Origin of the sequence: Coprococcus sp. AM97-35, from assembly GCF_027697525.1 — a bacterium.
Taxonomy (GTDB): Bacteria; Bacillota; Clostridia; order Lachnospirales; family Lachnospiraceae; genus Allocoprococcus; species Allocoprococcus comes.
Genome location: NZ_JAQESL010000006.1, coordinates 79,470 through 92,945 on the forward strand (window position 1 = coordinate 79,470; position 13,476 = coordinate 92,945).

At 43.1% G+C, this 13,476-nt stretch carries 8 protein-coding genes and 2 riboswitches; all 8 genes read left to right on the forward strand.

The annotated features are described in order from the left end of the window. Positions 1 to 161 precede the first annotated feature (161 nt). A complete protein-coding gene (nifJ, locus tag PG840_RS07150; protein WP_117822717.1) occupies positions 162 to 3,701 on the forward strand; it encodes a pyruvate:ferredoxin (flavodoxin) oxidoreductase in 3,540 nt (1,179 codons plus the stop codon). Further along, positions 3,655 to 3,969 (forward strand): hypothetical protein, encoded by a 315-nt coding sequence (locus PG840_RS16835; protein WP_117835537.1) that lies wholly within the window; start codon positions 3,655 to 3,657, stop codon positions 3,967 to 3,969. Before nifJ ends, PG840_RS16835 begins: the two co-directional genes overlap by 47 nt. A gap of 62 nt (positions 3,970 to 4,031) precedes the next feature. After that, positions 4,032 to 4,199: riboswitch (Lysine riboswitch) on the forward strand. 139 nt (positions 4,200 to 4,338) lie between these two features. Continuing rightward, positions 4,339 to 5,937 (forward strand): Na+/H+ antiporter NhaC family protein, encoded by a 1,599-nt coding sequence (locus PG840_RS07160; protein WP_442872450.1) that lies wholly within the window; start codon positions 4,339 to 4,341, stop codon positions 5,935 to 5,937. 274 nt (positions 5,938 to 6,211) lie between these two features. After that, entirely contained in the window at positions 6,212 to 9,136 is a 2,925-nt protein-coding gene (locus PG840_RS07165) for an insulinase family protein (RefSeq protein WP_270613460.1), read from the forward strand. Between the two features lie 11 nt (positions 9,137 to 9,147). Further along, positions 9,148 to 10,044 (forward strand): GTPase Era, encoded by an 897-nt coding sequence (era, locus tag PG840_RS07170; RefSeq protein WP_117555625.1) that lies wholly within the window; start codon positions 9,148 to 9,150, stop codon positions 10,042 to 10,044. Positions 10,045 to 10,160: 116 nt separating this feature from the next. Continuing rightward, positions 10,161 to 10,331 (forward strand): hypothetical protein, encoded by a 171-nt coding sequence (locus PG840_RS07175; protein WP_270613461.1) that lies wholly within the window; start codon positions 10,161 to 10,163, stop codon positions 10,329 to 10,331. Next, positions 10,276 to 11,028 carry a DNA repair protein RecO gene (gene recO, locus PG840_RS07180; RefSeq protein ID WP_270205312.1) on the forward strand — a complete coding sequence of 251 codons (753 nt, stop codon included), beginning with the start codon at positions 10,276 to 10,278 and terminating at the stop codon, positions 11,026 to 11,028. The genes PG840_RS07175 and recO overlap by 56 nt, the downstream gene beginning before the upstream one ends. Before the next feature lie 178 nt (positions 11,029 to 11,206). Beyond that, positions 11,207 to 12,598 carry a glycine--tRNA ligase gene (locus PG840_RS07185; RefSeq protein ID WP_117555629.1) on the forward strand — a complete coding sequence of 464 codons (1,392 nt, stop codon included), beginning with the start codon at positions 11,207 to 11,209 and terminating at the stop codon, positions 12,596 to 12,598. Positions 12,599 to 13,131: 533 nt separating this feature from the next. After that, positions 13,132 to 13,244: riboswitch (glycine riboswitch) on the forward strand. Positions 13,245 to 13,476 lie beyond the last annotated feature (232 nt).

Sequence of the window (13,476 nt, forward strand, 5' to 3'; positions counted from 1 at the left end):
AACCTCTTGAAATGCAGGGGTTGTACGTCAAAAGGAACAATCAGAACAGTAAAATGACTGGACTTTTCATATATGAACAGCTATAATAATATCGAACGAAAGTGTAGAAAAATTTTAACACAAGTAAAAGTTTTGACACAATCTAAGGAGGAACAAAGAAAATGGCAAGATCAATGAAGACCATGGATGGTAACCATGCAGCTGCTCATGCTTCTTATGCTTATACAGAAGTTGCTGCTATTTACCCGATCACACCTTCATCTGTAATGGCTGAAGCCACAGACGAATGGGCAACACAAGGAAGAAAGAATATTTTTGGTCAGACTGTTCAGGTAACAGAAATGCAGTCTGAAGCAGGTGCAGCAGGTACTGTACACGGCTCACTGTCAGCAGGTGCGCTTACTACTACTTACACAGCTTCCCAGGGCTTACTTCTTATGATTCCTAACTTATATAAAATTGCTGGTGAACAGCTTCCGGGTGTATTCAACGTATCTGCCCGTGCAGTAGCTTCACACGCTCTTAATATTTTTGGTGATCATTCAGATGTTTACGCCTGTCGTCAGACTGGATGCGCAATGCTCTGTGAATCCAGCGTACAGGAAGTTATGGACCTGACACCGGTTGCACACTGTGCAGCACTGAAAGGTAAGATTCCATTCATTAACTTCTTCGATGGTTTCCGTACATCACACGAAATCCAGAAGATCGAAACATGGGATTACGAAGATCTGGAAGATCTCGTAGACAAGGATGCAATCAAGGAATTCCGTGCACATGCACTGAACCCGAACCATCCATGTGAAAGAGGATCAGCTCAGAACCCGGATACATTCTTCCAGGCTCGTGAAGCATGTAACCCATACTACGATGCTATGCCGGCAATCGTACAGGAATACATGGACAAAGTTAACGCTAAGATCGGAACAAACTACAAACTGTTCAACTACCATGGTGCAGAGGACGCTGAAAGCGTAATCATCGCTATGGGATCTGTTTGCGACACAATCGATGAAACAATCGATTACTTACTTGCTCAGGGCAAGAAGGTTGGTGTTGTTAAAGTTCGCCTTTACAGACCATTCTGCGCACAGGCACTTGTAGATGCAATTCCGGATTCCGTTAAGTACATTAACGTTCTTGACAGAACAAAAGAACCAGGATCTCTTGGAGAACCTCTGTACCTTGACGTTGTTGCAGCTCTTAAAGGAACAAAATTCGATGCTGTTAAGATCAACTCAGGACGTTACGGACTTGGTTCTAAAGATACAACACCGGCTCAGGTTGTTGCTGTATTTGAAAATGAAGCAAAAGCTAAATTTACAATCGGTATCGTTGATGATGTAACAGGACTTTCTCTTGAAGTAGGTGCTCCACTGGTTACAACACCGGAAGGAACAATCAACTGTAAGTTCTGGGGACTTGGAGCTGACGGAACAGTCGGAGCTAACAAGAACTCTATCAAGATCATCGGTGATAACACAGATATGTATGCACAGGCTTACTTTGATTATGACTCAAAGAAATCCGGTGGTGTTACAATGTCTCACCTCCGTTTCGGTAAGAAACCAATTAAATCTACTTACCTGATTCACAAAGCAAACTTTGTTGCATGCCATAACCCGTCATATATCAACAAATACAACATGGTTCAGGAACTTGTAGATGGTGGTACATTCCTTCTTAACTGCCCATGGACAGTAGAAGAACTGGACAAACATCTTCCAGGACAGGTAAAAGCATTCATCGCTAACCATGACATCAAATTCTACACAATCGATGGTATCAAGATCGGTAAAGAAATCGGACTTGGCGGACGTATCAATACAGTTCTTCAGTCTGCATTCTTCAAACTGGCTAACATCATTCCGGAAGAAGAAGCTATCGACCTTATGAAGAAAGCTGCAAAAGCTACATACGGCAAGAAGGGTGATAAGATCGTACAAATGAACTACGATGCTATCGATGCCGGAGCTAAACAGGTTAACGCTGTTGAAGTACCGGAAAGCTGGAAGAACTGCGAAGACGAAGGTCTGTTCACACCAGAAGTTAAGGGTGGAAGAGAAGATGCAGTAGCATTCGTTAAGAATATTCAGGCTAAGGTTAATGCTCAGGAAGGTAATACATTGCCTGTATCTGCATTCAAAGATTATGTAGATGGATCTACACCGTCAGGAACAGCTGCATACGAAAAACGTGGTATCGCTGTAGATATCCCGATCTGGCAGTCAGAGACATGTATCCAGTGTAACCGTTGCGCATATGTATGTCCGCATGCTGCAATCCGTCCGGTAGCTCTTACAGAAGAAGAACTTGCAAAAGCACCAGAAGGACTGAAAGCAATCGACATGATCGGTATGCCGGGAATGAAGTTCACAATGACTGTATCAGCTTATGACTGTACAGGATGTGGTTCTTGTGCAAATGTCTGCCCAGGTAAGAAGGGTGAAAAAGCTCTTGTTATGGGTAACATGGAAGAGAACGCAGGAGAACAGGTATACTTTGACTTTGGTACAGAAATCGAAGTAAAACCAGAAGTTGTTGCTAAATTTAAAGAAAATACAGTAAAAGGATCTCAGTTCAAACAGCCACTGCTTGAGTTCTCAGGAGCTTGTGCTGGATGTGGAGAGACTCCATACGCTAAACTTATCACACAGTTATTCGGTGACAGAATGTACATCGCTAATGCAACAGGTTGCTCATCTATCTGGGGTAACTCATCACCGTCTACACCTTACACAGTAAACTCTAAGGGACAGGGACCGGCTTGGTCTAACTCACTGTTCGAAGATGCTGCTGAGTTCGGTTATGGTATGTTACTTGCTCAGAAAGCAATCAGAGAAGGTCTGAAAGCGAAAGTAGAAGAAGTTGCTGCATCAGATAAAGCCAGCGAAGAAGCAAAAGCTGCTTGCAACGAATGGCTTGAAACATACGGATGCGGAGCTACTAACGGAACAGCTACAGACAAACTTGTTGCTGCATTAGAAGGATGCGACTGCCCGACATGCAAAGATATCGTAGAAAAGAAAGACTTCCTTGCTAAGAAATCCCAGTGGATCTTCGGTGGTGACGGATGGGCTTACGATATCGGATTCGGTGGTGTTGACCACGTACTTGCAAGTGGAAAAGACATCAACGTAATGGTATTCGATACAGAAGTTTACTCTAATACAGGTGGACAGTCTTCTAAGTCTACTAAGACTGGTGCTATCGCTCAGTTCGCAGCAGGCGGAAAAGAAACTAAGAAAAAAGACCTTGCTTCTATCGCAATGAGCTACGGTTACGTATACGTTGCACAGATCGCTATGGGTGCTGACTTCAACCAGACTGTAAAAGCTATCGCAGAAGCTGAAGCATATCCGGGACCGTCCCTGATCATCGCTTACGCTCCATGTATCAACCATGGTATCAAGAAAGGTATGAGCAAAGCTCAGACAGAAGAACAGCTTGCAGTTGAATGTGGATACTGGAACAACTTCCGTTTCAATCCAGAAGCAGAAGGATCTAAGTTCACTCTTGACAGCAAGGCACCAGATCTTGCCGGATACGAAGAATTCCTTAACGGTGAAGTTCGTTACAACGCTCTTGCCAGATTCAATCCTGAAAAGGCTAAAGTTCTGTTTGCTAAGAACGAAGAAGAAGCAAAAGCTAGATATGCATATCTGCAGAAACTCGTTACACTGTACGGTTCTGAAGAATAAGATTGACTTTAATGAGGAGTCAGGGACGAAAGTCTCTGGCTCCTTTTTGGTTTGTGAGGATTCAAAAGGGGACGCGTACGCAAAAGAACCTGCGCTGCACACCGCCTGCAAATGTGTTGTAGGTCCACAGAATGTCAAAGACTATCTTGCATTTGACAAGGTACTCGCATGCGGCGGAACCTGGATGGTAAAGGATGCTCTGATAAATGGCGGAGAATTTGAAAAGATCAAAGAAATGACAAAAGAAGCGGTAGATATTGTAAAATAGCAATTATCTCTTGCAAAAATGAAAATTTTGTAGTATGGTTGATAAAGAAAATGATGAATATTCAGCTTGATAGAGGCGCGGGATTTATCAGTACCTTCTGAAAGATGCGGCAGGGAAGCCGACAGAAGAGAAAGGAAATACCGCCGAAGGAGCCGGAACCCCAACCCCGGTTTCTGGGACGATGCAGAAGATGCAGCGTACTGTCACACACGTGGAGCGCTATCGGAAGAACATTTAAGGAAGACTTTACATGCCATGAATGCGTTTTGCCGGTGCAAGCGTTATTCATGGCATTTTTATGTTTTAAAACAGGAGGTATTTTAATTGAGAGAAAAAATGAGAAAGTTAAGCAGTCTGCTCGCAGCTGTAATGATCTGCGTAATGGCAAGTCCCCTTGTCACATTTGCAGCAGACGCGGAGGAGTATGTACCGAAGATGTACGCCAGCATCTGGTCACTGGTTCCACCGGTGGTTGCGATCGCACTGGCACTGATCACAAAAGAAGTGTACAGCTCATTATTTGTAGGAATTTTAGTAGGTGGAATATTCTATTCTGGATTTTCCTTTGAAGGAACCATCACCCATATTTTTCAGGAAGGGATCGTAGCTGTTCTTTCTGACAGCTATAATGTGGGAATCCTGATCTTCCTGGTTATCTTAGGAACCATGGTCTGCCTGATGAACAAGGCAGGAGGATCTGCCGCATTCGGTGAATGGGCAAGTACCCATATCAAGAGCCGTGTAGGTGCACAGCTGGCAACAATCATTCTTGGTGTGCTGATCTTTATCGATGACTATTTTAACTGTCTGACAGTCGGAAGCGTGATGCGTCCGGTAACGGATGCGCAGAATGTTTCCAGAGCAAAGCTTGCGTATCTGATCGATGCGACAGCAGCTCCGGTATGTATCATTGCACCGATTTCATCCTGGGCAGCAGCCGTTACGGGTTTTGTAGAAGGTGAAGATGGATTTTCAATATTTATCCGTGCAATTCCATATAACTTCTATGCAATCCTTACCATCCTGATGATGATCGCAATGGTTGTGATGAAGGTTGAGTATGGTCCGATGAAGGTTCATGAAGATAATGCGAAAAAAGGTGATATTTACACCACACCGGACAGACCGTATGCAAATACGGAGGAAGAGGCAGTGGATAACTGTAAAGGAAAAGTAATGGATCTTCTGATCCCGATCATTTCACTGATCATCTGCTGTGTGATCGGAATGATCTACACCGGTGGGTTCTTTGACGGAGTTGGTTTTGTAGAAGCATTTTCTGGAAGTGATGCTTCCCAGGGACTGGTGTATGGAAGCTTCTTTGCTTTTGTGATCACAATCGTGCTGTATCTGGTAAGACGTGTGCTGAAATTCGATGAGTGTATGGCATGTCTCCCGGACGGATTTAAGGCGATGGTTCCGGCAATCCTGATTCTTGTTTTTGCATGGACGCTGAAATCTATGACCGACAGTCTTGGAGCGGCAGAATATGTAGCAGGCATTGTAGCCGGAAGTGCGGAAGGTATGGTAAATCTTCTTCCGGCAATCATCTTCCTTGTGGGATGCTTTCTTGCATTTGCAACCGGTACAAGTTGGGGAACATTCGGAATCCTGATCCCGATCGTGGTACATGCATTTGAAGGAAAGAATGAGACGATGATGATCATTGCTATCTCCGCATGTATGGCCGGAGCAGTTTGTGGTGACCACTGTTCACCGATTTCGGATACAACGATCATGGCATCTGCTGGTGCACAGTGCAATCATATTAATCATGTCAATACACAGCTTCCATATGCGGCAAGCTGCGCGGCGATTTCGTTTATCACTTATATTATTGCCGGATTCGTACAGAGTGCATGGATCGCACTTCCGGCAGGAATCATCATGATGCTTGTCTTTGTGACATTCATGAAATTTTCACAGAAAGAGCAGACAACAGCTTTTTCACAGAAGAAAGAAGCATAACAGAGAAAATGAGGAATGGCTTTCGTAGCTGTTCCTTATTTTATTTACGCGAGCAACGAATCAAAGTCCGTGCTTGCACGAGACCTTGGCGACTGACGCGATAACTTGAGAAACTCGCGGAGCGTGTTTCTAATAGTTGACGGAAAAATCATAAAGAACTGGGAAGGTACATCGGATTATGGAAAACATTTCCCACCAAGACCTTGTATCAAATCAAAGAAATGTGTACAATGTTATTTATGAGACTAACTACAGAACTTGGAGGAAATCATATATGGATTTAACAAAGCTTACAGCATATGAGATCATTGAGCACAGACCTCTTCCGGATCTGAAATCGGAAGGAGCGCTTTTAAGACATAAAAAGAGTGGTGCGAGGGTGCTTCTGATCTCCAATGATGATGAAAATAAAGTATTTAATATCGGATTCCGCACACCGACCACGAACAGTACCGGAGTGCCACATATCATGGAACATACTGTTCTGTGTGGCTCGGAAAAGTTTCCGACCAAGGATCCGTTTGTGGAACTGGTAAAAGGATCTTTGAACACCTTTTTGAATGCGATGACTTATCCGGACAAGACGGTATATCCGGTTGCAAGCTGTAATGAAAAGGATTTTCAGAATCTGATGGACGTGTATATGGACGCAGTCCTGCATCCGAATATTTATAAACACGAAGAAATCTTCCGGCAGGAGGGCTGGAATTATCACCTGGAGGAAGCAGATGGGGAGCTTTCTTATAACGGAGTTGTTTATAATGAGATGAAGGGAGCTTTTTCTTCACCGGATGGTGTTCTGGACCGTATGATCCTGAATTCTCTTTTCCCGGATACGACCTATGCAAATGAGTCCGGCGGAGATCCGGATGTGATCCCGGAACTGACTTATGAAGAATATCTGAATTTCCACAGAACCTATTATCATCCGTCCAACAGTTATATTTACCTCTATGGAAATATGGATATGGAAGAGAAATTAAATTGGCTGGATCAGGAATATCTGTCTGCTTACGATAAAAAAGAAGTAGATTCTGAGATCCATCTGCAGAAGCCGTTTGAGCAAATGCATGATATCACAAAGCCGTATTCGATCGCAAGTAATGAATCGACAGAAGATAACACCTATCTTTCCTACAATAAGGTCATTGGGACTTCTCTGGATGAAAAGCTGTATCTGGCATTCCAGATCCTGGATTATGCACTGCTTTCTGCACCGGGAGCACCAATTACAAAAGCACTTCTGGAAGCAGGAATTGGAAAAGATATCAGTGGGTCGTATGACAGCAGCACCTATCAGCCGATCTTCTCCATTGTGGCAAAGAATGCCAATGAAGAGCAGAAAGCAGAATTTGTAAAAGTGATCGAAGATACATTGAAGGCTATCGTAGAAAACGGAATGGACAAAAAGGCACTGGAAGCGGGAATCAATTACCATGAATTCCGTTACCGTGAAGCAGACTTCGGAGGCTATCCGAAGGGACTGATGTACGGTCTGCAGATATTTGACAGCTGGCTTTATGATGAAACAAAGCCGTTTATCCATGTGGAGGCGCTGGGCACCTTTGCATTCTTAAAAGAGCAGATCAGTACCGGGTATTTTGAAAAGCTGATTCAGACATACCTTCTGGATAATCAGCATGGAGCACTGGTTACGATCGTGCCGGAACCGGGACGTACAGCCAGACTGGATGCAGAATTAAAAGAAAAACTGCAGGCATACAAAGAAAGCCTTAGCAGGGAAGAAATCGAAAAGCTGGTTACAGATACGAAGCATTTACAGGAGTATCAGGAAGAACCGTCAAGTCAGGAGGATTTGGAGAAGATCCCGATGCTGACAAGGGAGGATATTTCCAGAGAGATCGCACCGATTTACAATGAAGAGATGAAGATTGCAGATATCCCGACTGTCTTCCATGAGATTGAAACGAACGGGATCGGTTATCTGGATCTGATGTTTGACCTTTCGGATGTGCCGGAAAAGAATCTCCCGATGGTGGGGCTTCTGCAGGCAGTTCTCGGAATCATTGACACCGAGCATTATGAATATGGAGAACTTTTCAATGAAATCAACAGACACACCGGAGGAATCGGAACTTCTCTGGAGCTTTACCCGGATGTGACGAAAGTAAAAGAAAAAGAATTCAAGGCAACTTTTGAAATCAAAGGGAAAGCACTTTATGGACAGATTCCATTTGCCATCCGTATGATGAAAGAGATTCTGACAGCATCGAAACTGGATGATGAAAAACGTCTGAAAGAGATTCTTTCTATGACAAAGACCAGATTGCAGGATCGTTTCCTGTCTGCAGGACATTCCGCAGCAGCACTCCGGGCAATGTCTTATAAGTCACCGATTTCAAAATTCAAAGATACGACGAATGGAATAGAATATTACCAGAACATCCGTGAGATGGAAGAACATTTCGAGGAGAAGAAGGAAGAGATTACAAATGGATTAAAAGCTTTATCTGAACTGCTTTTTAGAAAAGGCAATATGATGATCAGTTATACAGCCACAAGAGAAGGGTTTGCCGTTTTAGAAGAGGAGATCGGAAGCTTAAAAGAAGTCCTTTATCCGGAGAGGATGCCACAGAGCCGGTGCATCCTGCACTGTGAGAAGAAGAATGAAGGCTTTAAGACTTCTTCAAAAGTACAGTTTGCGGCAAAGGCAGGCAACTTTATTGATGCAGGAGAAGAATATAACGGGGCACTGCAGATCCTGAAAGTGATCATGAGTTATGAGTATCTCTGGATCAATATCCGTGTAAAAGGAGGAGCTTATGGATGCATGAGCAACTTTAACCGCATTGGTGAGGGCTATTTTGTATCTTACCGTGATCCGAACCTGGGAAGAACTCTGGAAATCTATGACGGAGTTCCGGAATATCTGGAGAACTTCACGGTTAGTGAGCGTGATATGACAAAATATATTATCGGAACGATCAGCAACATTGATCAGCCGATGACACCGGCAACCAAGGGAGACCGTTCTATGAATCTTTATATGAATCATGTCAGTGCAGAGATGATCAGAAAAGAAAGAGAACAGATCCTTACGGCCAACCAGGAGGATATCCGTGCACTTGCAGGTGTGGCACGTGCGGTGCTTGCAAATGATCAGATCTGTGTGATCGGAAACGAAGCAAAGATAGAAGAAGAAAAAGAACTGTTTATGACAGTTGAGAATTTATTTTAGAAGGAGAATGCATGAGAGCAGATTTTAAATCAGGATTTGTAACGCTGATCGGCAGGCCGAATGTGGGGAAATCCACACTTATGAACTATCTGATCGGTCAGAAGATTGCTATTACATCGAATAAACCACAGACCACCAGAAACCGGATCCAGACGGTACTTACGACCGATGAAGGACAGATTGTATTTGTTGATACACCGGGAATCCATAAGGCGAAAAACAAGCTTGGGACCTACATGGTAAATGTGGCAGAGCGCACCTTAAATGAAGTGGATGTGGTACTGTGGCTGGTTGAACCAAGTACCTTTATCGGAGCCGGAGAGCAGCACATTGTGCAGCAGCTTGGGAAGGTGACGACACCGGTCGTGCTGGTCATTAACAAGGCAGATACTGTGAAGAAGGAAGACATTCTTCCGTGTATTGCAAAATACAACGAAGTATACCAGTTTGCAGATATCGTTCCGGTATCTGCAAGAACCGGTGAAAATACAGACGAGCTTTTAAAGGTCATCATGAAATATCTTCCGTATGGACCGCAGTTTTATGATGAAGATACCATTACCGACCAGCCGGAAAGGCAGATCGTGGCAGAGCTGATCCGTGAGAAAGCACTGCACTGTCTGAATGAGGAGATTCCACATGGAATTGCGGTATCAATCGAGAAGATGAAAGCACGCAAAAAAGTGATGGATATTGAGGCAACGATCATCTGTGAACGTGATTCACATAAAGGAATCATCATTGGCAAGCAGGGATCCATGCTGAAAAAGATCGGCAGTACGGCGCGATATGAGATCGAGCAGATGCTCGGATGTAAGGTAAATCTCCAGCTTTGGGTAAAAGTAAAGAAAGACTGGAGAGACAGCGATTTCCTGATCAAAAACTTTGGATACCGAGAAGACGAGTAAAAAATGTCAAGGTGTTTCTCTGAAAAACAGCTGGCAGATATTACGCAGTATAGCATCTGAAAATATGGGAGAACCTAATCTTAAAAGGCATAAGAAAAAGATGAGGTGACCGAAGGATGAATCAGGAATACTGGGATCAGTTTGCAAGGACAGGACGGGTGGAGGATTATCTCTCCTACCGGGAAAAGGAAGTCTGTAAAGCGAAAACGGAGAAATACGGGGACAAATGCAGTGAATCAGTTAACAACAATGACAGGGATGATTTTGTCGGTAGCACCGATCGGTGAATATGATAAAAGAGTCGTGATCCTGACAAAAGAAAAAGGGAAAATATCAGCGTTTGCAAAAGGGGCGAGACGACCGAACAGTCCGCTTGCAGGGGCTTGTACACCTTGTAATTTCGGAAAATTCATGCTGTATGAAGGAAGAAATTCCAATACTCTCCAGTCGGCAGAGATCGAAAATTATTTTGCAGAGCTCCGAACGGATGTGGAAGCGGCATATTATGCATTTTATTTTCTCGAATTTGCAGATTTTTATACAAGGGAAGCCAATGACGAGCGGGAAATGCTGAAGCTTCTTTATCAGACGATGCGCGTGCTGACGAAAAAGATCATTCCATTTGAGCTGGTACGCTACATATTTGAACTGAAGGCACTCAGTGTCAGCGGGGAAGGACCGCAGGTATTTCAGTGTGTCAGATGCGGGAACAGGGAACGTCCCTGTGTGTTCAGTGTGAAGGAGGGCGGTCTGGTCTGCAGTGAATGCGGTCAGAATGTCTATGACGGAATGCGGCTGAATACGTCTACCCTTTATGCCATGCAGTTCATTGTCGGGACACCGGTGGAAAAGCTCTATACCTTTACCTTAAGCGATGAAGTTTTACAGGAACTGGGAAAAGTAATGGAGCGTTATCTAGATGTATACGTGGATCACAGATTCAAGTCGCTTGAGATTCTGAAGCAGCTCACAGGGCTGAAATAACCGGAAAATTGTATATTAGATTAGAAAATAAAGACAAATCTGGCGAAAATTAGCAGGATAAGCTTGCAAAACCTATATGCAATAGGTATAATAGGTGAATCAGAGAAGAATAAATGTTATCGCGATAAGTAGCTTTGTTCTTCTAACGAAAAATAAAAAGAATGCGAGGATTAGTGTTATGGTAGAAAAGACAATGGACAAAATTGTAGCTTTGGCAAAATCAAGAGGCTTTGTATATCCGGGGTCTGAAATCTACGGTGGGCTTGCAAATACATGGGATTATGGTAACCTGGGTGTTGAACTTAAGAACAACGTAAAGAGAGCATGGTGGAAGAAATTTGTACAGGAGAACCCGTACAATGTAGGTGTTGACTGTGCGATCCTGATGAATCCGCAGACATGGATCGCTTCCGGACATCTGGGAGGATTCAGTGATCCGCTGATGGACTGTAAGGAATGTCACGAACGTTTCCGTGCAGATAAGATCATTGAAGATTATGCACATGAGCATGGAATTGATATTCCGGACAGCATTGACGGATGGTCACATGAAGAGATGGAAGGATTTATTAAAGAACATGAAGTTCCGTGCCCGACTTGTGGAAAACATAATTTCACAGAGATCCGTGAATTTAACCTGATGTTCAAAACTTTCCAGGGTGTAACAGAAGATGCAAAGAATGTTGTTTACCTTCGTCCTGAGACTGCACAGGGAATCTTCGTAAACTTTAAGAATGTACAGAGAACTTCAAGAAAGAAACTTCCATTTGGTATTGGTCAGATCGGTAAATCATTCCGTAACGAGATCACACCGGGTAACTTTACATTCCGTACCCGTGAGTTCGAACAGATGGAACTTGAATTCTTCTGCAAACCGGATACAGACCTTGAATGGTTTACTTACTGGAAGAACTTCTGCCTGAATTGGCTGTATTCACTTGGTCTGAAGGAAGATGAAGTCCGCTACAGAGATCACGATAAAGAAGAGCTTTCTTTCTACAGCAAGGCTACAACAGACGTAGAATTCCTCTTCCCATTCGGATGGGGCGAGCTGTGGGGAATCGCAGACAGAACCGATTATGACCTGACACAGCATCAGAATGTATCAGGACAGGATCTGACTTACTTTGATGATGAGACAAATGAAAAATATATCCCATACGTAATCGAACCATCACTTGGAGCTGACCGTGTGGTACTTGCGTTCCTTTGCGCAGCATATGATGAGGAAGAACTGGAAGACGGTTCTACACGTACTGTGATGCATTTCCATCCGGAACTTGCACCGGTTAAGATCGGTGTGCTTCCGCTCTCCAAGAAGCTGAACGAGGGCGCTGAGAAGGTTTATGCTATGCTTAGCAAATACTACAACTGCGAATTTGATGACAGAGGAAATATCGGTAAGAGATATCGTCGTCAGGATGAGATCGGAACACCGTTCTGCGTAACTTATGACTTTGATTCAGAAGAAGACGGAGCAGTTACTGTTCGTGACCGTGATACAATGCAGCAGGAAAGAATTAAAATTGAAGATCTCAAAGCATACTTTGAGAAGAAATTTGAGTGGTAGAGATTTGAAAAGATCCGGATTTCCCATGTTTGGGAAGTCCGGATCTTTTTGTGCAAAAAAGTTTGTTGGGGAAGTTGTGAGACAAACGGGACAAATATAAGTGTTCAAATTCCGTTGTGCCAACCATTCTGAGGAGCCTCTGAAAGCGAAAATTATGTCAGCAGAGGCTTCCATAATTTTTGGGTGGATAGAAAAAAGTAGTATAACAGGTTGATGTGGTGAAGTAATGAAAGATAGATTTTTCGAATAAGTAATATTGATGAAGAAAAATTGGGATTTTGGAATAAAAATGGCAGAGACTAGGGAGTGTAATCGTGATAGGTTGGCTAGAATGTGTGGATTTTGAGAAAAAATTTGATTTGTAAAAATAGACAAAGAAAATCGATGATATAGTTAAAAAAATAGTCAATAAAAACAATGCCTATAGGGAAAAACTATTAAATATTCTGACAAATAATAAACAATAAAGAAAATTATTTAACGCTTGACTAATTGTAACGACAATTATATAATGGGATTAACGTTAAGGTTGGAAGATGAATATGTGAGATACTTGTTGTACAGACGGCGCGCACCGTTATTTAATGTGCAGCATGAGCCGAAGGGGCAGGCAGAAACTCTCAGGCAAAAGGAACATATTCGGACAACACTCTGGAGAACAATATATACGTATTGTACCGAAGAAGTAGTCTGGACTGTATAGCGCAAAAGCCCAGGTGATCTTTCAGGTGAACGGACAGAGGCAGACAAAAAAGATTTCAATGACGAAAACTTTTTTGCCTGTTTTTTTTGTACCCTAAAAAGCAGAATATTCAGAAAAACATAGATATAAATGATAAAATTCTGAATTTAACACACCGAAAAGGGAGCAAAAAAGA

Coding starts and splice junctions, on each gene's coding strand:
- nifJ (WP_117822717.1), top strand. CDS start 162: ATGGCAAGATCAATGAAGACCATGGATGGTAACCATGCAGCTGCTCAT.
- PG840_RS16835 (WP_117835537.1), top strand. CDS start 3,655: ATGCATATCTGCAGAAACTCGTTACACTGTACGGTTCTGAAGAATAAG.
- PG840_RS07160 (WP_442872450.1), top strand. CDS start 4,339: ATGATCTGCGTAATGGCAAGTCCCCTTGTCACATTTGCAGCAGACGCG.
- PG840_RS07165 (WP_270613460.1), top strand. CDS start 6,212: ATGGATTTAACAAAGCTTACAGCATATGAGATCATTGAGCACAGACCT.
- era (WP_117555625.1), top strand. CDS start 9,148: ATGAGAGCAGATTTTAAATCAGGATTTGTAACGCTGATCGGCAGGCCG.
- PG840_RS07175 (WP_270613461.1), top strand. CDS start 10,161: ATGAATCAGGAATACTGGGATCAGTTTGCAAGGACAGGACGGGTGGAG.
- PG840_RS07185 (WP_117555629.1), top strand. CDS start 11,207: ATGGTAGAAAAGACAATGGACAAAATTGTAGCTTTGGCAAAATCAAGA.